The 22,709-nt window shown below is 70.8% G+C and carries 21 protein-coding genes; 10 read left to right on the forward strand and 11 right to left on the reverse strand.

Translation table 11 applies throughout. From position 1 onward, the window contains the following. Positions 1 to 21 precede the first annotated feature (21 nt). Positions 22 to 825 carry a DUF1206 domain-containing protein gene (locus L3Q67_RS19405; RefSeq protein ID WP_499190821.1) on the forward strand — a complete coding sequence of 268 codons (804 nt, stop codon included), beginning with the start codon at positions 22 to 24 and terminating at the stop codon, positions 823 to 825. A 1-nt stretch (position 826) separates the two neighbouring features. Here L3Q67_RS19405 and L3Q67_RS19410 read toward each other — a convergent pair whose 3' ends face one another. Further along, positions 827 to 1,459, reverse strand: a complete 633-nt coding sequence (locus L3Q67_RS19410) for a TetR/AcrR family transcriptional regulator (RefSeq protein WP_499190822.1) — start codon at positions 1,457 to 1,459, stop codon at positions 827 to 829. A gap of 120 nt (positions 1,460 to 1,579) precedes the next feature. On the opposite strand from L3Q67_RS19410, the gene L3Q67_RS19415 reads away from it, so the two are divergent. Further along, a complete protein-coding gene (locus tag L3Q67_RS19415; RefSeq protein ID WP_499190823.1) occupies positions 1,580 to 4,276 on the forward strand; it encodes an MMPL family transporter in 2,697 nt (898 codons plus the stop codon). After that, positions 4,276 to 6,231, forward strand: a complete 1,956-nt coding sequence (locus L3Q67_RS19420; protein WP_499190824.1) for a YhgE/Pip family protein — start codon at positions 4,276 to 4,278, stop codon at positions 6,229 to 6,231. The genes L3Q67_RS19415 and L3Q67_RS19420 overlap by 1 nt, the downstream gene beginning before the upstream one ends. Here L3Q67_RS19420 and L3Q67_RS19425 read toward each other — a convergent pair. Continuing rightward, a complete protein-coding gene (locus L3Q67_RS19425; RefSeq protein ID WP_499190825.1) occupies positions 6,181 to 6,666 on the reverse strand; it encodes a hypothetical protein in 486 nt (161 codons plus the stop codon). The two genes, L3Q67_RS19420 and L3Q67_RS19425, sit on opposite strands and share 51 nt — an antisense overlap. Before the next feature lie 82 nt (positions 6,667 to 6,748). Between L3Q67_RS19425 and L3Q67_RS19430 the strand changes: the two genes are divergently transcribed. After that, positions 6,749 to 7,300, forward strand: a complete 552-nt coding sequence (locus tag L3Q67_RS19430; RefSeq protein ID WP_499190826.1) for a TetR/AcrR family transcriptional regulator — start codon at positions 6,749 to 6,751, stop codon at positions 7,298 to 7,300. Between the two features lie 205 nt (positions 7,301 to 7,505). Here the strand turns inward: L3Q67_RS19430 and L3Q67_RS19435 are convergent, their stop codons facing one another. The 6 genes from L3Q67_RS19435 to L3Q67_RS19460 form a co-directional block, all read right to left on the reverse strand. Next, a complete protein-coding gene (locus tag L3Q67_RS19435; protein ID WP_499190827.1) occupies positions 7,506 to 8,435 on the reverse strand; it encodes a YihY/virulence factor BrkB family protein in 930 nt (309 codons plus the stop codon). A 5-nt stretch (positions 8,436 to 8,440) separates the two neighbouring features. Continuing rightward, a complete protein-coding gene (locus tag L3Q67_RS19440) occupies positions 8,441 to 8,971 on the reverse strand; it encodes a hemerythrin domain-containing protein (RefSeq protein ID WP_499191581.1) in 531 nt (176 codons plus the stop codon). Further along, positions 8,874 to 9,779: a cytochrome c oxidase assembly protein gene (locus L3Q67_RS19445; protein WP_499190828.1), complete on the reverse strand. Its 906-nt coding sequence runs from the start codon at positions 9,777 to 9,779 to the stop codon at positions 8,874 to 8,876. Before L3Q67_RS19445 ends, L3Q67_RS19440 begins: the two co-directional genes overlap by 98 nt. Next, the gene (locus L3Q67_RS19450; RefSeq protein ID WP_499190829.1) at positions 9,776 to 10,216 is read right to left on the reverse strand and encodes a DUF2243 domain-containing protein; all 441 of its coding nucleotides are present in this window, start codon (positions 10,214 to 10,216) and stop codon (positions 9,776 to 9,778) included. The genes L3Q67_RS19445 and L3Q67_RS19450 overlap by 4 nt, the downstream gene beginning before the upstream one ends. Continuing rightward, positions 10,213 to 10,953 (reverse strand): ANTAR domain-containing response regulator, encoded by a 741-nt coding sequence (locus L3Q67_RS19455; protein WP_499190830.1) that lies wholly within the window; start codon positions 10,951 to 10,953, stop codon positions 10,213 to 10,215. Before L3Q67_RS19455 ends, L3Q67_RS19450 begins: the two co-directional genes overlap by 4 nt. A 67-nt stretch (positions 10,954 to 11,020) precedes the next feature. Beyond that, complete coding sequence (locus tag L3Q67_RS19460) at positions 11,021 to 11,551, reverse strand: hypothetical protein (protein ID WP_499190831.1); 531 nt, start codon at positions 11,549 to 11,551, stop codon at positions 11,021 to 11,023. Positions 11,552 to 11,649: 98 nt separating this feature from the next. On the opposite strand from L3Q67_RS19460, the gene L3Q67_RS19465 reads away from it, so the two are divergent. After that, positions 11,650 to 12,072: a hypothetical protein gene (locus tag L3Q67_RS19465; RefSeq protein ID WP_499190832.1), complete on the forward strand. Its 423-nt coding sequence runs from the start codon at positions 11,650 to 11,652 to the stop codon at positions 12,070 to 12,072. On the opposite strand, the gene L3Q67_RS19470 is transcribed toward L3Q67_RS19465, so the two are convergent. Beyond that, positions 12,056 to 13,285 (reverse strand): cytochrome P450 family protein, encoded by a 1,230-nt coding sequence (locus tag L3Q67_RS19470; protein ID WP_499190833.1) that lies wholly within the window; start codon positions 13,283 to 13,285, stop codon positions 12,056 to 12,058. The genes L3Q67_RS19465 and L3Q67_RS19470 overlap by 17 nt on opposite strands. Before the next feature lie 117 nt (positions 13,286 to 13,402). Between L3Q67_RS19470 and L3Q67_RS19475 the strand changes: the two genes are divergently transcribed. From L3Q67_RS19475 to L3Q67_RS19495, 5 genes are all read left to right on the forward strand, one after another. Then, the gene (locus tag L3Q67_RS19475) at positions 13,403 to 14,002 is read left to right on the forward strand and encodes a TetR/AcrR family transcriptional regulator (protein ID WP_499190834.1); all 600 of its coding nucleotides are present in this window, start codon (positions 13,403 to 13,405) and stop codon (positions 14,000 to 14,002) included. A gap of 5 nt (positions 14,003 to 14,007) precedes the next feature. Then, entirely contained in the window at positions 14,008 to 16,173 is a 2,166-nt protein-coding gene (locus L3Q67_RS19480) for an MMPL family transporter (RefSeq protein WP_499190835.1), read from the forward strand. A gap of 200 nt (positions 16,174 to 16,373) precedes the next feature. Continuing rightward, complete coding sequence (locus L3Q67_RS19485; protein ID WP_499190836.1) at positions 16,374 to 17,990, forward strand: glycoside hydrolase family 43 protein; 1,617 nt, start codon at positions 16,374 to 16,376, stop codon at positions 17,988 to 17,990. Positions 17,991 to 18,032: 42 nt separating this feature from the next. Beyond that, positions 18,033 to 18,908 carry an alpha/beta fold hydrolase gene (locus L3Q67_RS19490; protein ID WP_499190837.1) on the forward strand — a complete coding sequence of 292 codons (876 nt, stop codon included), beginning with the start codon at positions 18,033 to 18,035 and terminating at the stop codon, positions 18,906 to 18,908. Positions 18,909 to 18,975: 67 nt separating this feature from the next. After that, a complete protein-coding gene (locus L3Q67_RS19495) occupies positions 18,976 to 19,497 on the forward strand; it encodes a hypothetical protein (RefSeq protein WP_499190838.1) in 522 nt (173 codons plus the stop codon). 12 nt (positions 19,498 to 19,509) lie between these two features. Here L3Q67_RS19495 and L3Q67_RS19500 read toward each other — a convergent pair whose 3' ends face one another. After that, positions 19,510 to 19,875, reverse strand: coding sequence for an STAS domain-containing protein (locus L3Q67_RS19500; RefSeq protein WP_499190839.1), 366 nt, complete (start codon positions 19,873 to 19,875; stop codon positions 19,510 to 19,512). 157 nt (positions 19,876 to 20,032) lie between these two features. Beyond that, a complete protein-coding gene (locus L3Q67_RS19505; RefSeq protein WP_499190840.1) occupies positions 20,033 to 22,582 on the reverse strand; it encodes an MASE1 domain-containing protein in 2,550 nt (849 codons plus the stop codon). Between the last annotated feature and the right edge of the window lie 127 nt (positions 22,583 to 22,709).

The raw sequence follows: 22,709 nt of genomic DNA on the forward strand, positions 1-22,709 counted from the left end.
CGTTCACCCGATGGTGGAGTTGTGAGCGGGTCCGGAGCCCATGAAGTCGCCCGGAGTGCGCCGGTGCAGTTGGCGGCGCGGCTCGGGCTCGTGGCTTATGGGGTGGTGCACCTGCTCGTCGCGTGGCTGGCGGTGCAGGTCGCGCTCGGCAGCGGCGAGAAGGCCGACAAGACCGGCGCGCTCCAGTCGCTTTCCGGTGGCACCGGCGGTGACGTGCTGTTGTGGCTGATCGCCGCCGGCCTCGCCGTGACCTCGTTGTGGCAGGTGTTTTCCGCTGCGACCGGCAGTTGGAGCAGCGGGCAGGAACGCTGGCTGCGGGTGATGAACCTCGGTGAGGCCATCCTGTTCGGCTACCTGGCGTTCAGCGCGGGCAAGCTCGCGGCCGGATCTCCTGCCAGTTCGACCGACAGCGCCCAGTTCGGCCTGATCGACGGCCTGCTCCGCGAGAGCTGGGGCAAAACGGTGGTCGTGGTGCTCGGGCTGGCGGTCATCGCCGCCGGGGTGTTCATCGCCCGCCACGGCATCACGCGCCGGTTCTGCCGCGAACAGGACTTCGGCCGGGCGAGCAAGGTGACCAGGAAGACGGTCATCCGCCTGGGCCAGGCCGGGTACACCGCGCTGGGCACGGTGTACGCCGTCGTCGGCGCGCTGGTCGTGGTGGCCGCGCTGCAGCACAAACCGGAGCAGGCCACCGGCATCGACGTCGCGCTGAAGAACCTCGCGGGCCGCCCGTACGGCGCGATCCTGCTGGTGGTGCTGGCCATCGGCCTGGCGGCCTTCGCGGTGTTCTCCGTGTTCGACGCCCGCTTCCGGCGCGTGGACTGACTCACTCGGCCGGGGCGATGAGGGCACCGACCAGGCGGGGGAGCACCTCGGTCAGGTAGCGGCTGCCCGACTCCGGTGACTCGTCGATCAGTGTGCGTTCCAGCATCGCCTCGTACAGGGCGGTGATGGTGACGACCGCGCTGCGTGGGTCGACGGTCAGTCGCGCGCCGAGGCGGTCGAGCATGCCGAAGAGGATCTCGGCGACGACCTGGTGGAACCGCTGCTCGGCCGCCGCCGTGGCCGCGCGCAGTTCGGGTTGCCGCAGCGCCTGCGCCCGGAATTCGGCGTACAGCAGGTACCACGTGGTGTCCGCGGCGACCGAATCGGCGAACAGCGCGCTCGCCTTCTCCGCGACCGCGGTGACATCGGCCGGCGTGGACGCGGCGGCGGTGGAGACCGCCACCAGCAACCGGTCCGCCCGCTGTTCCATCTGCACCTCGTAGAGCGCGAGGAACAGTTCCTCCTTGCTGGCGAAGTTCGAGTAGAAAGCACCGCGGCTGAAGCCCGCCCGATCGCAGATCAGCTCGACCGGGGCGTCGCGGATGCCCAGTTCGCTGAACACCTCGTAGGCCGCTTCGATCAGCCGCCGCCGGGTTTCGGCGCGCCGCCGGGACAGACCACCCGTTCTGGTCATCAACCCTCGTTCTCCCACTCGCGAGCCACCACCCACCGCATACTGCGCTCGCACGATACACCGTGCATCGGATACGGTGCGTATCGCGATACACCGTGTATCGAGTCGGGAAGGAGAGCCGTGTCGTCGTTCCTCTACCGGGTGGGCCGGGCCGCCGCGCGGGCTCGCGTGCTGGTCGTGGTCCTCTGGGTGGTGGTGCTCGGCGTGGCGGGCGGGGCGGCGGCGCTGCTCAACCAGGGCACGGACGACACGTTCGCGATCCCCGGCTCGGAGTCCCAGGAGGCGCTCGACCACCTCGGACGGGTCTTCCCCGAGGTCAGCGGTACTTCGGCGCAGCTCGTGCTGCTGGTCCCGGACGGCCAGCGCGTCGACACCGAGGCCAGGCGCGCGGCGGTGGCGGACGCCGTGGCGCGGATCAACGCGGTGGACCAGGTCGCCACCGCGGTCGATCCGTTCAGCGACAACGTTTCCGGCGCCCTTTCCGAGGACGGGCGGGCGGCGATGATCGCCGTGCCGCTCGACGTCGGTCTCTCCGAACTGGCGCCCGGCACCAAGCCCGCGCTCTCGGCCATCGCGGCGGACCTCGGCACCGCGGCCGGCGCGCAGGTCTACACCGGCGGTGACGCCTTCTCCGACAAGGTGCCGAAGCTCAGCCCGACCGAGGGCATCGGCCTGGTCATCGCGCTGCTGGTGCTCGTGCTCATGTTCCGTTCGGTGATCGCTTCGGTGATGCCGCTGGTCACCGCCGTAATCGGCGTGGGCCTGTCGATGGGCCTCATCTACCTGGCCACGCTGATCATCCCGATCTCGTCGACCGCGCCGATGCTGGCGGTGATGCTGGGGCTCGCCGTCGGCATCGACTACGCGTTGTTCCTGCTGTCCCGCCACCGCGACCAGCTCGCCGAGGACATGGCGGTCGAGGAGTCGATCGCCAGGGCCACCGCGACGGCGGGGTCGGCGGTCATCTTCGCCGGGCTGACGGTGATGATCGCGCTGGTCGGCCTGGCGGTCGCGGGCATCCCGTTCCTCACCACGATGGGCATCGCCGCCGCGGTGGCCGTCGCGCTGGCCGTGGGTATCGCCGTCACGCTGGTGCCCGCGCTGCTTTCGTTCGCGGGCAAGCGTTTGCGGCCCCGGACGCCGCGCCGGAGGAAGAAGAAGCGCAAGCCCAGGGTCGCGCGCTGGTGGGTGCGCACCGCGACCAGGGCGCCGCTGGTGACCGTGCTGGTGGTGGTCGCCGGGCTGGCGGTGTGCGCGATCCCCGCGCTGGAGCTGCGGCTCGCGTTGCCGGACAACGGCACCGAGGCCGAGGGCAGTCCGGCGCGCGAGACCTACGGCGTGGTCAGCGAGCACTTCGGCCCCGGCTTCAACGGGCCGCTGATCGTCACCGCCGACATCATCACCAGCACCGACCCGATCGGCCTCGTCGACCGGCTCGCCGACGAGATCCGCGTGCTGCCCGGCGTCGCGTCGGTCCCGCTGGCCACGCCGAACCCCAAGGGCGACACCGGCATCATCCAGGTGGTCCCGGAAACCGCGCCGGATTCCCCGCAGACCGACGAACTGGTCGAGCGCCTGCGCGGGCAGGAACAGCACTTCCTCGACACCTACGGCACGCAGACCGCGGTCACCGGCATCACCGCCGTGGGCATCGACGTCTCGGAGCAACTGGGCAGCGCGCTGCTGCCGTTCGGGGTGCTGGTGGCCGGGTTGTCACTGGTGTTGCTGGCCATGGTGTTCCGCTCGATCTGGGTGCCGATCAAGGCCACCGCCGGCTACCTGCTCTCGGTCGGCGCGGCCTTCGGTGCCACTTCCTTCGTGTTCCAGCAGGGGCACTTCGCCGAGGTGCTGCACGTCAGCCACGTCGGCAGCGTGATCAGCTTCCTGCCGATCATCCTGATGGGCGTGCTCTTCGGCCTGGCCATGGACTACGAGGTCTTCCTGGTTTCCCGCATCCGCGAGGACTACGTGCACCGCGGCGATCCGCACCACGCCATCGAAACCGGGTTCGTCTCGGCGTCGCGGGTGGTGGTCGCGGCGGCGGTGATCATGTTCGCCGTCTTCGCCGCGTTCGTGCCCGAAGGCAGCGCCACCATCAAGCCGATCGCCTTCAGCCTCGCCGTCGGGGTCTTCGTCGACGCCTTCATCGTGCGGATGACCCTGGTGCCCGCTGTGCTGGCGCTGCTCGGCCACCGCGCGTGGGGACTGCCGCCGAAGCTCGACCGCGCGCTGCCGGTGTTCGACGCGGAAGGCGACGCGCTGGTGCGCGAACTGCGGCTGGCGGACTGGCCCGGTCGCGACGAGGTCATCAGCGCACGCGGCCTGCGTGTGGACGACGACCGCGGCCACCCGGTCTTCCGTGAGGTCGAACTGCATGTGGCGCGCGGGGAAGTGCTCGTGCTGCACGGCACCGGGTTCACCGGCAAATCCGCGCTACTGCTCACCCTCGGCGGCCGGATCGCCAAGGTGCAAGGCGATCTGAAGGTGCTCGGCCGGGTGCTGCCGCAGCACACGCACGCGCTGCGCCGCGCGGTCACGGTGATCCGCTGCCGCGACCACGCCGAGCCCGATCGTGAAGTCGCCGCCACCCTCGCCGACGACGTCGAACTGATCCTCATTGACGACGTCGATCTGGTGCTGCGCACGGGTTCCCGCGACCGGCTGCGGGAACTGCTCGCGCAGCGGTACACGCGCTCGGGGCGGCTCGCTTCGTTCGTGCTGACCTGCCAGGACCCCCAGCGGATCGCCGATCTCCTGCCCGCCGGCGCCCAGCCGCTCGCCCTCACCGCACCGACCACGCCCGCCGAGGTCCTCTGATGCTCAAGCCGTTCGCCGACTCCGCCCGCGCGCTGGCCTCCGGCCCGCTGACCTGGAAGACCTGGGCCGGGCTGATCGCCGTGCCCGTGCTGGTGATGGGCTTGCTGACGTGGGCGTTCTGGTCGCCCGGCACCGATCACGGGACCGCCACCGCGGCGGTGGTCAACAACGACGAACCGGTCACCGTCAACGGCCAGACCATCCCGCTGGGACGCCAGCTCGCCGGAAACCTCACGCACAACCCCGATTCCGCCTACACCTGGCTGCTCACCGACGCCGAGGACGCGGCGAGCGGGCTGGCCGACGGCACCTACACCGCGGTGGTGACCATTCCGCCGGAGTTCTCCGCGCGCGGCACGTCGACCGCCACCGGGCAGCCGCTCGACGCCACGAAAGCCGTGCTCGACGTCAAAACCGGGGCCACGTCGGGAGTGGTGGACCCGGCACTGTCCGAACAGGTCGGTCAGGCCACGCGGCAGGCGCTGAACCAGCAAGTCGTGGAGACCTACCTGGACAACATCTACGTCGGGTTCACCTCGATCCACGGTCAGGTGAACCAGGCCGCCGACGGCGCCGGTCAGCTCGCCGACGGGTCGGATCGGTTGCGCGACGCCGCCGGTCAGCTCGCCGACGGCGCGAACCAGCTCGCCGATGGCACCCGGCAACTGGCCTCGGGGTCCTCGGACCTGTCCACCGGCCTCGGTCAGGCCGAACAGGACACCGCGCGACTGCCGGAACTGACCAGGAAACTGGCCGACGGCGCCGAGCAGGTGGCCCAGGGCAACCAGCAGCTCGCCGACACCGTGGTGCCGCTGGCCGACCGCATCATCGCCGCGATCGACGCGCTGCCCTCGGCCGAGGAGGCCGCCACCGAGATCCGGCGACTCGCCGACGAATGCACCGGCGTGCCGGAGTTCTGCGAGGACCTCAAGGCCGTCGCCGACCGGCTCGTCGCCGATGCCGGGAAGATCGACCAGGCGAAGAACGGCATCCGCGCTTCGGCGGTCGAGGCCCGGGACGCGGTCAACGCGCTCGCGAGTGGCGCGCGTCAGGTCGCCGACGGCAACGCCCAGCTCGCCGGGCAGGCCGGGAAGCTCACCGAAGGCATCGCCGCCGCCGCGGAGGGCGCGCGCCAGCTCGATTCCGGCATCCGGCAAGCGAACTCCGGCGCCACCGAACTCGCCGATGGCGCCGGGCAACTCGACAACGGCGTGGTCAAGGTCGACGACGGCGCACAGCGACTGGCCAGCGAACTGGACAAGGGACGCGACCAGGTTCCCAGCTACACCGACGACGAGCGCGCGCACCTGAAGACCGTCGCCGCCGATCCGACCGCCGCGGTCGTCGACGGGACGCCGGTCGGCACGCTTTCGGTCACCCTGTTCGCCGCGCTGGCGTTGTGGGCGCTGGCGCTGGCCACCTACATCGTCACCCGTGCCGTGCCGGACGCCGTGCTCACCGCCCGCGAACCCACCTGGCGCATCATCGTGCGGGCCGCGCTGCCGGGTGCCACGGCCGCCGCGCTGGCCGCGCTCGCCATCAGCGCGATCGCCATCCCGGTGCTGAAGCCCGGATTGGCCGGTGCGCTCGGATTCCTGGCCGTCGCGCTGCTCGCCGCGTTCGCCTTCGTCGCGCTGAACCAGGCGGCCACCGCGATCTTCGGCCGCGCCGGGCGGCTCGCTTCACTGGCCGTGCTGGTCCTCGGCGCGGCGACCGGCATCCTGTCCACGTTGCCCGGTCCGCTCTACGCGCTCTCGGACTACCTGCCCACGCACGGTGCCGTACTCGCCCTGCGCGCCACCGTGACCGGCGGTCCGGGCCTGCTCACCGGCGTCGCGGAACTGGCGGCCTGGCTGGTGCTCGGCACCCTCGCCACCATCGTGGTCACCGATCGCCGCCGCTACCTACCCGCGCGCCGCCTGCGCCGCCCGGCGTCGTTGTCCGTCGTGGAGTAGGCCGGGCGCCAGGCGGCGGTGGACGGCGGACAGCGGTGGCCAGACGAGGTGACCGATGGCGCGGTCGTAGCGCAGGAGCGTGATCAGCGAGACCTGCCCGGCGGACGCCTTCACCACCAGGTTCGAGGAGAGGAACCAGGAAGCGGTCTCCAACCGGATCCAGTCCTCGCCGCGGCCGGTGATCCGCCAGCCCGCGACGGTGTCCGGAGAGGCGCCGTGGTGGAGTCGCAGGCCGAGCAAACCGCGCCAGATCAGGGTTTCCCCGGCGCTGGGCACATCGCCGAGCATCGCCCTCGCCCAGTCTTCCGGCGTGGCGATCACGTCCGTCTCGAGGGTGAACACATCGGCGTAGTGGGCGTCCGGCAGGGAACCGAGTGCGCTCAGTTCAGGTGGTACCTCGCGCGTCCCGTGGACTTCGTGGTTGGGGAGTGTCATGGCGAACTCCTTCTATACGATGGCGTATATCAGGCAGCTTATACGGTGGCGTATATCAGCGAGAGGTGAGGTGGGACACGTCGTGGGCACTGCGCGCACGCCGCGGGACAGGTGGGTCGAGGAAGGGCTGCGGGTGCTGGCCACCGGTGGCGTGGACGCCGTCCGCGTCGAAGCGCTGGCGAAACGGCTCGGCGTCACCAAAGGCGGGTTCTACGGCTACTTCGACGATCGCGGCGCGCTGCTCGAGGCGATGCTGGACACCTGGGAACGCGAAAGCACCGACGAGGTGCTCGACCGCATCGAGCGCGAGGGCGGCGACCCGAAGCAGAAGATCCACCTCGCCGGTGTGCTCACCTTCTCCGACGATCGCCTGCTGCCCATCGACCTCGCCGTCCGCGACTGGGCCCGGCGCGACGAGGCCGTCGCCGACCGGCTGCGGCGGGTCGACAACCGGCGGATGGACCTGCTGCGCGAAATGATCGGGACCTTCTGCGACGACCCGGACGAGGTCGAGGCCCGCAGCATGCTCGCCTTCTGCGTGGCGATCGGCGCGCACTTCCTGGCCGCCGACCACGGCGACCGCAGCCGGGACCAGGTACTCGGCCGGGCCGCGGACCTCCTGCTCGACCGCTGAGCCGTCCTCCTGGCGGCCCTTCAACGTGGGATTCGGCTGCCTGAGTGTGGATTTCAGCTGCCTGAACGTAGAACTCGGCTGCCTGAGTGTGGGGTTCGGCTGCGGGAACGTGGAACTCGCCCCGCCAATGCTATGAGTGGGGCATTACTAGCGTTTATCGCAAGTAATGCCCCACTCATAGCATTCGGCTGAGGCTGGGAGGGGGTTATGGGGGGTCGGTCATGGCTTTGGTGTCGCGTGGGGGGAGGAAGGGTTCCTGCTCCTCGGGTACGCCCTCCTCGATGCGGCCGCCGCGGGTCAGTTCGGCGTCGAATTCGGCGCCGAGCAGGACCGCGATGTTCGAGATCCACAGCCACACCAGGAACACGATCACGCCGGCCAGCGAGCCGTAGGTCTTGTTGTACGACCCGAAGTTCGCCACGTAGAGCGCGAAACCGCCGGACGCCAGCAGCCACAGCACGACCGCCAGCACGCCGCCGGGGCTGAGCCAGCGGAAACCGGGCTGGCGCACGTTCGGCGCGGCCCAGTACAGCAGGGCGAACGCCAGGCTGATCAGCAGCGCGAGCACCGGCCACTTGGCGATGTCCCAGATCAGCACGCCCACCGAACCGACGCCGAGCCACTGCCCGACGCGTTCGGCGATGCCGCCGGTGGCGACCACCCCGGCCGCGCAGATCGCCAGCAGCAGCACCAGCGCGGCGGTCAGCCCCACCCGCAGCGGCAGCGTCTTCCACAGCGGGCGGCCTTCCTCCACCTCGTAGATGCTGTTGGACGCGCGCATGAACGCGCCGACGTAACCCGAAGCCGTCCACAGCGCCCCGACCAGGCCGATGATGGCGAGCGGCCCGGCCAGTCCGCGTGAACCCTGCAACTCCTGGATGGCGCCGACGAGCAGATCGGTCCCGCCGCCGGGCCCCATCCGCCCGGCGGCGTCGATCAGCACCTGGATCGTGCCGGGGCCGAGCAGGCCGAGCACCGCGCTGAGCACGATGATCGCCGGGAAGAGCGACAGCACGCTGTAGTAGGTCAGCGCCGCTGCCCAGTCGGTCAGGTTGTCCTGCTGGAACTCCTTGACCGTGCGCCGTAACACCTGCCACCAGGAACCGCGTGACAGGTCGGTGGGGCCGTCGGCCACGGCGCTCAGCGACCCAGCGCGGAGCGGATGGCGTCCCTGGCGCGGTCCATGATCGCCACCGGCGGGCCGAGCAGCAGGTTCGCCGTCGAACCCTCCACGCCGGGGTGCGGCCGGGTCGGGGCGATCGCCTCCGCGGTCTTCGCGGTGGCGGCCATCGCGCGGCGCCGTTCGTCGCTGAGTTCCTTCCGCAGCAACGGGAACTCGTCGCGCTCCTCGTGCTCGGCGTGGGCCAGCACGTCCTCGCGCAACTGCACCAGCAGGGTGTCGAAGCCGTCCGCGTCGGTGCCCATCTTGTCCATTGTGGACAGCAGTTCCTTGGCGCGGTGCTCCTCGCCGAGCCGCGCCTCGACCACCGGTTCGCCGCCGGTCAGGTCACGCACGGCCGGGTGCACCACCTCTTCCTCGGCGGTCTCGTGCACCGCGAGCAGCCGCACGAGTTCACGGAACTTGTCCCGGCGGTGCGTGCCGGTGGCCATCTCCACTTCGGCGAACAGCGCCTTGATCTCGGTGTGCTGCCGCTGCAGGAAATCGACGATGTCTTCGCGGGTTTCCGGAGTTGTGTTCATGGTTCCGGCATACCCAGCCGGTACCCGCCCATGCGCGGCAGACGAGGACGAGCAGTGTGAGTTCGACCGGGATGGCGCCGTAGTACATCAACTGGCTCGCCGCCTGCGCCTGGTCGGCGGAAATCCCCGGCGGCGGATCCCCGTACAACGACTTGGCGAGCACGTTGTGCGCGGCGAGGGCGAGCACGAGCACCCCGGCCCGCCAGGCGGGCCGCATCCGGTGCGGTGCCGGGTCCGGCCCGCCGAGAACGGCGGCGGTGAACAGGTAACCGGCCGCCAGCAGGTGACCGTGGACGACCAGGTGCAGCCAGGGTTCGGTCCGCATCGCGACGGTGAGGCCCGTCCGGTAGAGCAGCCACAACCCGCCCAGGTTCACCACGGCCGCCACGACCGGGTTAGTCAGCAGGACGACCACGGGGGAGCTGAGCACGGCCGACAGCCGCCGCGCCCGTCGCACCGGGAGCACCCGCAGGAGCAGGGTCACCGGGGCCGCGAGCACGAGCAGCAGCGGGGCGAGCATGCCGAGCAGCAGGTGACCGAGCATGTGCGCGGTGAAGTCGTGGTGCGCGCGGTCGGCGAGCGGGCCAGCCAGGGTGACGGCCACCGCGGTGCAGCCGCCGGTCCACCACAGCAGCCGGTGCACCGGCCACCGGATCTCCTTGCGCCACAACCGGTTCGCCGCGGCGAAGTAGGCGAGCACGGCACCGGCGGCCAGGATGAGCGCGAGCCAGTGCGAGCCGGTGAGCGCGGCCGCCGGCGCACCCGGGTGGTGGTTCACCGCGTGCGGACCGCGGTCCGCACGCTCACCACGATCCCGGCCACCAGCAGGATCGCGGCGCTCACGTTCCACGCCAGGTCGTACGGCGTCAGGTCCACCTCGTACCGGATCTGGTGCAGCCCGAACACCTTGTGCTGGACCAGTCCGTCGTAGAGCTGGAAGAGGCCGACGCCGCCGAGGAACCCGCCGGTGAACACCGCGCCCCGGTACGCGCCTTCGCGGCGCAGCCCGGCCACCAGGAACAATGCCGCCACGGTGGCGAACCAGCTGAACGCGTGGAACAACCCGTCCGAGACCAGCCCGGCCGAGGGGGTCGAGCGGTCGTAGAAGTGGTGCCAGTGCAGCAGCTGGTGGAACACCACCTCGTCGACGAAGGCGATGGTGCCCACGCCCAGCAGGAATCCGGCGAGCAGGTTGCGCCGATACCGCGCGGTCACGGCTCCTGCTTCGGGTCCGGGAGGTCCAGATCGCCGTGCCGCGTGGCGAGGGTGCGCGCGAGATCGGCGAGCTTGACGTTCAGGTCCTGCGAGGTCCGGCGCAGCACCGCGAACGCCTCGTCCGCGGTCATCCCGCGCCGGGCCATCAGGATGCCCTTGGCCTGCCCGATCACGTCCCGGCTTTCGATCGCCCGGCGCATCTGCGCCTGCTGCAGCTCCTGCCGGGTCACCGCCTGGGTGTGCGCTATCGCGAGTGCCGCGTGCGAGGACAGCAACAGCGCGATGCCATTGGCCTCCTCGCCGAGCTGCCCGTGCGAGAAGAGGTTCAGCGCACCGCGGGTGCTCATGAAGTTCTCGGGGTTGGGCAGCAACGCGGTGGACAGCACCGAGGTGAACCCGAGGTCCGCGGCCGCCGGCCCGAACTTCGGCCACTTCTTCTCCTTGGCCAGGTTGTCGCTGCTCCCCGTGGCCGGGCCCTCCGGCAGGGCCGCCTCGAAGCACGGGCCCTCCTGGAACTGGTTCTGCAGCCGGTCGAGTTCCCCGGACAGCGGGGAGCTGCCGACCGGCGTGTGCAGGTGGTCGGAGCGGTCCCGCACGCTGACGCTGACCACGTCCACGCCGCGGATCAGCCGCTCGGCCGCGGCCGCGACGTGGTCCAGCACCTCCGCGACGCTCGACGCGGTCAGCAGGGACCTGGTGAGCACGGCGAACTCACTGGTGAGCGGCTCTCCGTTCATCGGGGCACCTCCTGGGCCGGTCGTCCGGTCCACCGAGTACCAACCTGTTGCTCAGGCTAACCGTCCCTCAGCCGCCGAACGGTGGCTTCGGCACTTCGAAGGTGGGGAGGTGCGGGACCAGCGAAGCCGGGGGAGGCCCTGGCTCGCCGGAGACGATCCGGAGCACGACGGTGCCCTCGCGCAGGTCGGCGACCTGCATGGCGACCACGCCGTCCACCGGTTCGGGGGCCTCCTGCTCGCCGGTGCTGCAGGAGGAGCCGCCACCGTTCTCGTAGAACTTCGAGATGCAGTTGAGCGACAGGCTGCCGGAACTGGTGCCGTCACCCTGGGTCTCGAAGCGGATGCCGTCGCCTTCGACCGCCTGGACCAGCAGCTTGCGCAGTCCGGCGGTCCCGCTCAGCCCGATCTCGGCCGGACCGCTGAGCAGCACCTCGCAGTTCCCGTCCGCGCAAGCCGCGTAGTCACGCCCGTCGGCCGCGGTCAGCTCGGCGGGCGGCGCACTCGACTGGGGGCCCGCGGGTCCGGGGTCCGCCCCCGAACCGCAGCCGGCGAGCAGGAGGGCGGACAAACCCAGCGGTCCCAGCGTTCTACTCCACACAAGCGTCAGCGTAGGTCCCTCAGGCCCCTGGGGACGCTGAGCGGCAGGTAGCGGCCAAGCAGGGGAGGGCTCCCCGGCCACGCTCCTACGCTGCGGCCATGGCGGAGAAGGTGGGCCGGGTCGCGCTCGGTGTCCTGTCGGTACTCGCGGTGCTCGGCGGGGGCGCGCTGGTCGTGATGGTGATCGTGTACTTCGGGGCGAGCGAATACGTGCCGGAACTGAACGAGATCGGCGGGTGGGGCATGCTCGCCGGGCCGGTCGCACTGGCCGTCTACACCGCGGGCGCCTTCGAAGCCCCCCTCGTGGCCCGGGTCAGCGCCGGGATCGGGCTCATGCTCGGCACGTTCGCCGCCTCGACCCTGGTCGCCCACCTGGTCTCCCTGACCGCCGACCGCGGCGGACCGCGAGGCAACCTGGAAGACGGCACCCTCGGCTTCCTCTGGTTCCTCGCCGGTGCCTTCTTCCTCTGGCGCCTGGCCCTCCGCCGCTGGCCGGTGTCGGAGGTCAGGAGTCCCAGGTGAGGGGCATGAGAGTGGGGCCGCGGGTGGCCAGGCCGTCCTTCCACTCGACGTCGGATTCGGGACCGGCGAAGCGCAGGCCGGGCAGCCGGCGCAGCAGGGTCTCCAGTGCGACCTGCAGTTCCATCCTGGCCAGTGGGGCGCCCAGGCAGTGGTGGGCGCCGTGGCCGAAGCCGACGTGCGAGGTCTCGTCCCGCTCCAGGTCGAGCCGGTCGGGGTCGGTGTAGATCGACTCGTCGCGGTTCGCCGAAGCCAAGGCGGGCAGCACCGGCTCACCGGCCCGCACCAGCACCCCGCCCAGTTCGAGGTCCTCCAGCGCGTACCGGGCGATCCCGGCGCCGATGCCCAGCGGCACGAACCGCATCAGTTCCTCGACCGCCTGCGGCACCAGGCTCAGGTCACCCCGCAGCCGGTCCAGCTGCTCGGGGTGGGTCAGCAGCACGTAGACGAAGTTCGGGATCTGCGAGGCGGTGGTCTCGTGCCCGGCGACGAGCAGGGCCTGCGCCAGCGACAGCAGTTCCTCTTCGGACAGCCGGTCGTCGTTGTCCCGCGCCAGCACCATCGCGCCGAGCAGGTCGTCCGTCGGCTCCTCGCGGCGCCGCGCGACCAGCCCGGCCATGTAGACCCGCATCCGCTCCACGTACTCCATCACCTGTTCCGGCGGGAACTTCGTGGTGGAGAGGAACGCGTCGGACCACAGGCGGAAGTCGGCCCGGTCCTCGAACGGCACGCCCAGCAGCTCGCAGATGACCGTGATCGGCAGCGGCAGCGCGAAGCCGGCGACCAGATCGCCGGGCGGGCCCTTGGCGATCATCGCGTCGACCAGGCCGTCGGCGATCTCCTGGGCCCGCGGGCGCAGCCGTTCCACGCTGCGCACGGTGAACGCCTTCGTGACCAGCCGCCGGAGCCTGCTGTGGTCCGGCGGGTCCATGCCGAGGATGTTGCCGGGCGGTGGCAGGTGGGCGCGCATGCGTGGTTCGTCGCGGCCGACGCTCGCGGCCCGGCTGAACCGGGGATCGCCGAGCACCACCTTGACGTCCTCGTACCGGGTCGCCAGCCACGCCGGTTCGCCGTAGGGCAGCACCACGCGGCTCAGCGGCTCTTGCTCCCGAAGCGCGCGGAACAGCGGCTCGTTGCAGAGTTTCTTCGGCTGGCTGAAGGGGTACGACCGAGGTTCGACCGCCTCTGAGGTTCGCGCTGGGGGTGGTGTGGCCATCACCGGCTCCTCTCCGTGGTGGGTCACATACTAACCATTAAAGCAGTCGCTTGACTGGGTTGTGATCTCGGTCGGTTTACCGACCGATTCGGTCGGTCACTCGATAGGGTGATCGACATGGCCCGGCCCTTCCGGCAGCAAGCGGACGAGGAAATCCTCGACCGCGCCGCCGCCCTGTTCGCCCAGCACGGGTTCGCCCAGACCACGCTGAAGTCCGTGGCGGACGCGGTCGGCCTGTCCAAAGCCGGACTGCTGCACCACTTCCCGAACAAGGAAGCGCTCTACGAGGCGGCTCACGAAGTCGCCCGCGAGCAGGGAAAGCGCGTGCTCGACCGGCTGGCAGCGCTGCCGCCGGGCCCCGAGCGCGACGTGCGCGCGCTGGACCTGCTCACCGACATCGCGCTGGACCGCCCGGGACTGGTGGCCCTGGCGTTCCGCGCGGTGACCGCACCCGACGCCGAACCCGCGCTCGCCGCGGAGGACATGTTCGTTTCGAGCATCTTCGGCGTCGACCTCGGCGAGGGCAGCGACGCCCGGCCGGAACGACTTGTGCGGGTCATCGGCGCGTTGAGCGCGCTCGCCGTGCTCACCCTGGCCGCCAACCACCGGGGGGAGAAGACCACCTGGCGGCCACTGATCGTCGCGACCTGCACCGCCGCGCTCGGCCACGGCCGCGCGGCTCCCCTCACTTCCCAGCAAGACCAGGTGGAGGCCTGATCCCGATGGCACGTCTGTTGTACCGGCTCGGTTTGGCCGCCCAGCGGCGCCGGCTGGCCGTGGTCCTAGTGTGGCTCGCCGTGCTCCTCGCCGCCGGCGTCGGCGCGCTGACCCTGTCCGGGTCCACTTCGAACAGCTTCTCGATCCCCGGCCAGGAATCGACCACGGCGCTGACGAAGATCAAGAGCTTCGGCGGGGGCGGGGCGAGCGCCCAGGTGGTGGTGCAGGCCCCGCCGGGCCAGCAGCTGGTCACGCCGGAGAACGCGCAGGTGGTCGGCGGCCTGGTGGCCGAGCTGAAGCGCCTGCCGGGCGTGCTCGACGCGAGCAACCCGCTCGACCCCGCCGCCCCGGCGGTCAACCCCGACCTGAACACCGCCTACAGCACGGTGACCTACGGCGCGCCGCCCGGTGAGGTCACCGTGGACCAGCAGAACGCCTTGTTCGCCGCGGTGGAGCAGGCGAAGACCGGCGGGTTCGTCACCGAGGTGAAGGGCGAGGCCACCATGGTCGCGCCGCACATCGGCGGCGTGACCGAAGGCCTGGGTGTGGTGCTCGCGCTGGTGATCCTCGCGCTGACCTACGGCTCGCTGGTGGCGGCCGGGATGAACCTGCTGACCGCCTCGGTCGGCGTCGGCATCGGCGTGCTCGGCATCACCATCGCCACCGGGTTCATGGATCTGCAGTCCACCACCTCGGCGCTGGCCGGCATGCTCGGCCTGGCCGTGGGCATCGACTACGCGTTGTTCATCATCAACCGCTACCGGCACGAACTGCGGAAGGGCGCGGACGTGCCCACCGCGATCGCCACGGCGGTCGGCACCGCCGGGTCGGCCGTGGTGACCGCGGGCATCACCGTGGTCATCGCGCTGCTCGGGCTGATCGTGGTGGGCATCCCGTTCCTGACCCAGATGGGTGTGGCCGCGGCCGTCACCATCGTGGTCGCCGTGCTGGTCGCGGTGACGCTGGTCCCGGCGGTGCTCGGCTTCCTCGGCAAGCGCGCCCTGCCGCGCAAGCAGCGTGAGGCACCCGCGGAAACCGAGCCGGAGGGCCGCTTCTACGCGAAGTGGATCGGCACGGTCACCCGCCGCCGGGTCACCGTGCTGTTGCTGGCGATCATCGGCCTGGGCGTGATCGCCGTGCCGTTCGCCTCGATGCGCACCACGCTGGTGCAGATCCCGGCCGCGGACAGCACGCAGGCACGGGCCGAGCAGGTGCTCGGCGACGCCTTCGGGCCCGGCGTCAACGGCCCGCTGATCGTGTTGTTCGAGGGTCCCGGCGCGGTCCAGTCCGCCACCGAGGCGATGGGCCCGATCGACGCGCTCGGCGACACCGCGATCGTCGCCCCGCCGAGGCCGGTCAGCCCCACGGCCGCGCTGCTCACGGTGATCCCGGAATCCGGGCCGACCACCGCGGAAACCGAGCACCTGGTGGAAGAACTGCGTGGTTACCTGTCCGGTCTCGACGGGGTGGAAGCCTCGGTCACCGGCGCGACCGCGGTGAGCGTGGACGTGGCCGTCTCGCTCGACGAGGCGCTGCCGATCTACCTGGTGCTCGTGGTCGGCCTGGCACTGTTGTTGCTGGTGCTGGTGTTCCGCTCGCTGCTGGTGCCGCTGGTCGGGGTGCTGGGCTTCCTGCTCACCGTGGGCGCGTCGCTGGGCGCGACCGTCGCGGTGTTCCAGTGGGGCTGGCTCGCCGACGCGGTCAACCTGGACACGCCGGGGCCGCTGATCAGCCTGACGCCGATCCTGGTGATCGGCATCCTGTTCGGGCTGGCGATGGACTACCAGATCTTCCTGGTGTCGCGGATGCACGAGGCGCACCACCGCGGTGCCGCGCCGCGGGACTCGATCACCACCGGGTTCCGGCAGGCCGCCCCGGTGGTCGTCGCGGCGGCGCTGATCATGTTCTTCGTGTTCGCCGGCTTTGTGCCCGCTGGTGAACCGGCGATCAAGTCGATCGCGTTCGCGCTGGCCATCGGCATCCTGGCGGACGCCTTCGTGGTGCGGATGGTCCTGGTGCCCGCCGCGCTGGCGCTGCTCGGGGAACGCGCGTGGTGGCTGCCTTCGTGGCTGCGGTGGCTGCCGGAGCTCGACGTCGAAGGCACCGAGCTGACCGGCGAACACCCGAAGCGCACCGTCGAAACCCGCGAACCGGCGGACGCGACCCGCTGACGGAGCCTGCTCAGTGACACGAATGTGGCTTTGACACGAATGTGGCTTTGGGGGCCGAATACGCCCCCAAAGCCACATTCGTGTCCAGGGGTCTCGGCACCCCGGTGATGGGCTCGGCGACGACCTTGACAACACGGCGAAAAGCGGCTGAAAATACCCGACAATCGACAAGAGTCCACAAGAGGAAACAGAGGTAGGCCGTGCGGAAGAGCGTCCTTTTCCTGGTCGGCCTGCTGCTCCTCGCCGGTGCGGTACCCGCGGGTGCGACTTCGGCGCCCACGTACTTCAACAGCGCCACCACCCCCGGCGCCGATCCGTTCGTCCACTTCGACCGCGCGAGCGGCTACTACTACGCCTATTCGACCGAGGGCGCGGATCCCGGCTACCACTTCGGCATCTACCGCTCGCCGGACCTGGCCACCTGGGAACACCTGCCCGGCGGCGCGCTCGAAGCGGGTGAGGCTGGGACCTGGGCGCACGACTGGTTCTGGGCGCCGGAGCTGTACCACAACGAACGGACCGGGCTGTACTACCTGTTCTACTCGGGACGGATGAACCGGAACGTCGCCGAACACTTCAAGTACGCGGACTTCGAAGAGCCGTCGAAGGTCGGTGTCGCGGTGGCAGGCTCGCCCGCGGGCCCGTTCCGCGACGTGGGCCCGGGGCCGCTGGACTACCACCCGTTCGACCCGGACTACCACGACGTCAACCTGATCATGGACGCCGCGCAGAAGAAGCCGCCCGCCACGCTGGCCGAGGGCCAGACCGCGCCGCTGGGCACCTACATCCCGTTCATCGACCCCAACGTCTTCTTCGACGCGGACGGCCGGATCTACCTCTACTTCTCGCGCAACGCCTACCGGAACTGGGTGTGGGACACCGATTTCGGCAAGTACGTCGAGGAGTCCAACATCTACGCGGTCGAACTCACCAGCGACTGGTGGCACGACCCGTCCGGCACCACGAAACCGGCGATCGCCCCGTCCTACCGCGACACGAACCTCGATCCGGCGGACCCGCCGGGCACCCGCAAGGACGGCTGGACGCCGATCCTGAACTACGGCTCGGACAAGCAGTCGTGGGAGAACGCGCACGTCGACGACTACGCCAAGACCGGCGGGGAGAAGAAGGACCGGCGGTGGGCCGAAGGTTCGACCACCGTCCGAGCCATCGACGAGCGCGGCAAACCGGTCTACCGCCTGACCTATTCGGCGAACAACTACGAGAACGAGCACTACGGCGTCGGCTACGCGACGGCGGACAGTCCACTCGGGCCGTTCCGCAAGAGCCCGGCGAACCCGGTGCTGTCGCAGGATCCGGCCCAGGGCGTGTACTCGACCGGGCACGGCAGCATCGTCGGCTCGCCGGACGGTTCGGAGGACTTCTACGTCCACCACGGTCGTCCGTCCACTGCGGACACAAGGCGCATCTACAGCTCACGGATGCGGGTGGACGGTGCGCCGGCGATCGACCTGACCACGGCGGATCAGCCGCTGCCCTCGGGTGTCGGCCCGCTGAACCTCCGGCCGGGCGAGCGCTTGCTGCGCCTGCGGCCGGGGGTGCCCGGTGGCACCGACGTCACCGTCCGCAGTGCGCCGGGCGCCGCCTTCGATCTGGCCAACCCGCTGAACCGCTTGCACGCCAAGCTCATCCCGGCGAACGCGGGCGAGGTGACGATCACCGGCGGCCGGGTCGAGGTGACCATGCACCGGCGCGGGGCCGCAGTGCTGGAGATCGGCTACCAGCGCCTGCGCGCCGACCACACCTACGCCGACGTCCCTCGCACGCGGACCACCGTGCCGGTGCTCAGCCGCTGACGAAGTCCCATGAAAGCTCCGGGATCTCGCTAAACTGCCGCCATGGACTTCGAGGAGATCGTGGTCGAAACCGAGCGGCTGGACTTCCCGGCGCTGGCCGCGGGGGACGGGCCGGTGGTGGTGTGCTGGCACGGTTTCCCCGATCACCCGGCCACCTTCGAGCCGCTGGCCGAGCGGCTCGTCGCGGCGGGCAGGCGTGTGGTGCTGCCGTACCTGCGCGGGTTCCACCCCGACACCGCGGACGCGCTGGAGTACGGCGGCAGCCTCACCTTCGCCGCCGACGCGGCGGCCGTGGCCCGCGCGCTCGACCCGGACGGCGTCGACATGATCGGGCACGACGTCGGCGCGGGCATGGTGGGGCGGGTGGCCGCGGTCTGGCCGGAAACCCTGCGCCGGGGCGTGACGATGGCCGTGCCGCCGCCCGCGGCGCTGGAGACCGCGCTGGCCGATCCCGCGCAGCAGCAACGACTGTTCTACCTGTGGTTGTTCACCATCGAAGGCGTCGCCGAGATGGTCCTCCAGCTCGACCGCCGCCTGATCGACTACCTGTGGTCCACGTGGTCACCGGGGTTGACCCCGTCGCCGGAGCACCGGGAGCGCATCCACCGGATGTACGGCGACGAGCGCTACATCGCCAACTCGCTCAAGATCTACCGCGCCAACTTCGACCCCAGCAGGCACGACCCGGCGCTGGCCGAGTTCGGCGGCCGCAGTGAAGCCGCGGCGGGCAAGCCGTTGCTGGTGCTCGCCGGCGCGGACGACGGCTGCATCTCCGCCGAGCACTTCGAACAGGCATACCGCGGACTGGCGCCCGGATCCGACGTGGCGGTGCTCCGGAACGCGGGCCACTTCCTGCACCTGGAACAACCCGATGAGGTGGCGCGGCGGGTGCTGCGCTGGTTCGACTCGATCAGGTGACATCCGGCTGATCCGGCTTCCCCCTGGCGGCACGCGGGTACCTGCCGGTGGTGGAAAGGGGTGCGACATGGCCGACAACGACTATCTCGCCTTCCTGCTGATCGGTGCGCTGATGGTGCTCATCGACGGGCAGATCCTGTACCGCAACGGGCGTCGCTACGCGGCGAACTCCGATGGCGGCTCACCGGCGGACGCCACCATGGCGAGAATGACGGTGATGGTGTTCCACCTGGTGGGGCTGGGGGTGCTGGCCCTGCTGTCGATCGTGGACATCGGCGGACCCGGCGACACCACGGTGTTCATCGGCAAGCTCGGCTTCTTCTTGCTCCTGCTGGCGGCCGCGCACGCGATCACCATCGGCACGCTGTCGCGGCAGCGGCGGGAACGCGAGTTCCAGCAACGCCAGGACCTGCCGCGGCAGGACGTGGTGCGGCAGGAGGTGCTGCGCACCGACGGCGGCGTGGTGGTGCGCCCGGCGGAGGACCACATGCAGCGCCCGGACACCACCGTCACGCCGGTGCCGGGGCAGCCAGGAGCCGATCCGCAGGTGAGCCCGACGCTGGAGCAGCGCGGACCGTATTCGGCCTGACCGGCCGCGCGCTCAGGCCGGGGGCAGGTTGTGGTGCTCCGGCACCGGGGACACCCTCTTGGGCAGGACGCGGTCGAATCGGCGCCGGCCTGCTTCGACGTCGGCCAGTGCGTCGATGAGGGTGGGGTGGGTCGGCAGCACGGTGCTCACCCCGGTCGCCTCCACCACGCGGTTCACCACCGGGCCCCAGGTCACCATCGCCCATGAGACGTTCTCCTCGGCCGCCGCACCCGCTGCCTCCAACAGGGTGGCCAGGCCCGCCGCGCCCAGGAAACCCAGGCCGCGCAGGTCCAGGACGAAGTCTTCCCGTGCCGCGACGCGGTTGCTCAGGAACCGGGCGAGCACCGGCGCGCCGAGACGGTCCACTTCACCGGTCACGCAGCCGATGACCACTCCGCTGCGATGGACGCGGAGATCTACGGAAACACCGCCGGCCGCTGGCAAGGTCTACTCCTCGCGTCTGCCTGTGGGGGAAAATTCCCCGCGCCCGCTCATTATGCTCCAGGCCCCAGAACGTGGCAGGACGAGGGAAGGCTTAGCTTTCTAGTGCATGATCGGGGCCTCGGCCGAGCACGATCGGCAGTGACAACACGAAGGTGCTGCCATCGGGGCTGCTCTCGGCCAGTACCAGATCTCCCCGGTGCGCCCTGGCGATCTCCTTCGAGATGTACAGCCCCAGCCCGGTGCCGCGGTGCGTGCTGCCGAGCCGCTCGAACTTGCCGAAGAGCCGGTCGCGGTGTTCCGGCGCGATGCCGGGTCCTTCGTCGGTCACCGCGATCTCCGCGCGTTCCCCCGCGGTGCGCAGGCTCAGCCGGATCGGGGTGCCCGGCCGGCTGAACTTCGCCGCGTTCGCGAGCAGGTTCGCCAGCAGCCGGGTCGAGCCGCCCTTCTCCACGTACGCCGTGGCACCGAGGCGCAGCGCCTGCTCGGCGACCTGGTCACGGCCGTACCCGGAAACCACGATGACCTTGGTGCCGGGCGAAGCCGCCAGGATCAGCGGCAGGGCCTCGAGTCCGTCCATCCCGGGCATCGCCAGGTCGAGCAGCATCGCGTCCGGCCGCCGGTCACCGGCGATCCGCACCGCCTCGACGCCGTCGGCCACCTCACCGACGACGGTGATGCCCGGCAACGATTCCAGCAGCGCACGCAGGGCGAACCGGACTTCGCGACTGTCGTCGGCGATCACCGCGGTCACCGGCCCCGGTTCCGCCGGTGGCTCGGGCGCGGGCGGTGGTTCGGGCGTCCCGAGCGCGGCGGGTTGCTGCCGCACGAGGTCTCCCGGCGCGATGTCGAGGGTCTCGTGCAGGAGGTCCCGCATGATCTGGCGCGCGGTGTCGAGCGTGCGCTGCAGGATGCGGACGGCACGGGCGGACTCGCCGGAATCCAGTGCGTAGAGGGCGGCCGACAGCCCCTGCACGACGTTGTCGTTGATCTCCAAGGCTTGTTGCCGCCGCTGGTGCTCCTCCCGCAGCTGCCGGGTCGCTTCCTCCGCCTTCTTGCGCTGGGTGATGTCGCGGACCACGGCGACCGCGACCGTGCCGCCGAAGGCACCTTCTGCCGTGGACAGCGGTCGCACCGACACCTCCGCCGGGAACTTTCCACCGTCCTGGCGGTGTCCGGTCAGTTCGATGCCCTGGCACGCCTTGCCGGTGTCGAGATCCGGCAGCAGCAGGCCGATCCGCTCGCCGGTGAGCCTGCCGAACAGCTCGGCCGCGCGTTCGTTGACCAGGGTGACCGTGCCCGCGGCGTCGAAGCCGACGATGGCGTCGGTGACCGAATCGAGCAGGATCCGGGTTTCCGCCGCCGCCGTCCTGGCCGCGGTGATGTCCTGCGCGGTGCCGACCATCTTCCGCGCGGTGCCGGAGTCGTCGACCATCACACGGGCGCGGCGATTGAGCCAGCGCACCGTCCCGTCCGGCCACACCACGCGGTGCGCCAGTTCGGTGTCGAGGTGGTCCCGCAGGGCCTGCTCGTTCACCGCGGCGACCTCCGCGCGGTCGTCGGGGTGCACGTGCTCGAGGAAGGTGCCGTAGTCGAGCGCGCGTGAGCGCGGGGCCATGCCGTAGAGCCGGTACATCTGATCGCTCCAGACGACCTCGCCGGTGGCCAGATCGCGTTCCCAGCTGCCGACCTGGCCGACCCGTTCGGCTTCGGTGAACATCGCCGTGCGTTCGGTGACCTCGACTTCCAGTTCGGCGCCTACGAGCCGGCTGACCGCGGTCGCCGCGCGTTGTTCGGCCGCGGCCGCGGCGAGCAGGAGCCCGGTCAGCACGAGCGCGCCGTTGAACGACTGCAGCAGCACCATCCGGTTGAGCAGCGCCTGCCCGGCGAACGGTCCCGCGCCGAGCGTGGCGGCGACGGTGGTGCCGGTGGTGGCGATGACCAGGCAGGGGGAGACCACGGCGAGGCCGAGGCGCCAGGCGCTCCAGATCACCACCGGGAAGATGATGAACAGCCACGGCACCTGACCACTCGCGACCGCGATCGCCAGCGCCAGCGTGCCCCCGGTCAGCACGGCGGCCTTGAACCAGTGCGCGGTGGTGATCTCGCGCCAGCGAACGCGGTGCACGCGCAGGAGCAGCAGCAGCGCGGGCGCGAAGACCAGCACGCCGGTCGCGTCGCCCGCCCACCACACGGACCAGGCGGCGAGGAGTTGTTCGGGCTGGAGGGCGTCCGCGAGCACGAGAACCCCGGCGCCCACAGTCGCGCTGATCGCCATGCCGCCGAGCGCGCCGAACACGAGCGCGGTGACGTCGCGCAGGCGGGCCAGATCCGTCTGGAACCCGGCGCGGCGCAGGAGCACCACGGCCACCACCGGCGCCGCCGTGGCCCCGGCGCCGATGACGATCACCGCGAGCGGGGACGGCCCGAGCGGCAGGTTGGCAGCGACCGAGCCGAGGAGCACGCCGGGCCACAGCCGCAACCCGAAGCGCAGCAACGCGGCCAGCGCCAGCCCGGTCGACGGCCACAGCGGGGCCACCTGGCCGCGCACCAGCGCGAACTCCAGGCCGAGGCGGGCCCCGAGGTAGTAAGCCCCGGCCAGCGCGAACACGGCGGCGGCCCACCGGACAGATCGTTGCTGCATCACCAGCGACGCTAACCGCGCCACCGACCGCGAACCAGAGGCCAAAGACCCACCCCGTCCGTGGAGCCCCGTGGCGTCGGTGGCCTTCGTGGGCCCGGGGAAGTGCCGTGAATGTGGCTTTCACGGC

Origin of the sequence: Saccharothrix sp. AJ9571 (assembly GCF_021725495.1) — a bacterium.
Classification (GTDB): domain Bacteria; phylum Actinomycetota; class Actinomycetes; order Mycobacteriales; family Pseudonocardiaceae; genus Amycolatopsis; species Amycolatopsis magusensis.

Coding starts and splice junctions, on each gene's coding strand:
- L3Q67_RS19410 (WP_499190822.1), bottom strand. CDS start 1,459: ATGACCAGAACGGGTGGTCTGTCCCGGCGGCGCGCCGAAACCCGGCGG.
- L3Q67_RS19420 (WP_499190824.1), top strand. CDS start 4,276: ATGCTCAAGCCGTTCGCCGACTCCGCCCGCGCGCTGGCCTCCGGCCCG.
- L3Q67_RS19425 (WP_499190825.1), bottom strand. CDS start 6,666: ATGACACTCCCCAACCACGAAGTCCACGGGACGCGCGAGGTACCACCT.
- L3Q67_RS19455 (WP_499190830.1), bottom strand. CDS start 10,953: ATGAACGGAGAGCCGCTCACCAGTGAGTTCGCCGTGCTCACCAGGTCC.
- L3Q67_RS19465 (WP_499190832.1), top strand. CDS start 11,650: ATGGCGGAGAAGGTGGGCCGGGTCGCGCTCGGTGTCCTGTCGGTACTC.
- L3Q67_RS19470 (WP_499190833.1), bottom strand. CDS start 13,285: ATGGCCACACCACCCCCAGCGCGAACCTCAGAGGCGGTCGAACCTCGG.
- L3Q67_RS19475 (WP_499190834.1), top strand. CDS start 13,403: ATGGCCCGGCCCTTCCGGCAGCAAGCGGACGAGGAAATCCTCGACCGC.
- L3Q67_RS19480 (WP_499190835.1), top strand. CDS start 14,008: ATGGCACGTCTGTTGTACCGGCTCGGTTTGGCCGCCCAGCGGCGCCGG.
- L3Q67_RS19490 (WP_499190837.1), top strand. CDS start 18,033: ATGGACTTCGAGGAGATCGTGGTCGAAACCGAGCGGCTGGACTTCCCG.
- L3Q67_RS19495 (WP_499190838.1), top strand. CDS start 18,976: ATGGCCGACAACGACTATCTCGCCTTCCTGCTGATCGGTGCGCTGATG.
- L3Q67_RS19505 (WP_499190840.1), bottom strand. CDS start 22,582: ATGCAGCAACGATCTGTCCGGTGGGCCGCCGCCGTGTTCGCGCTGGCC.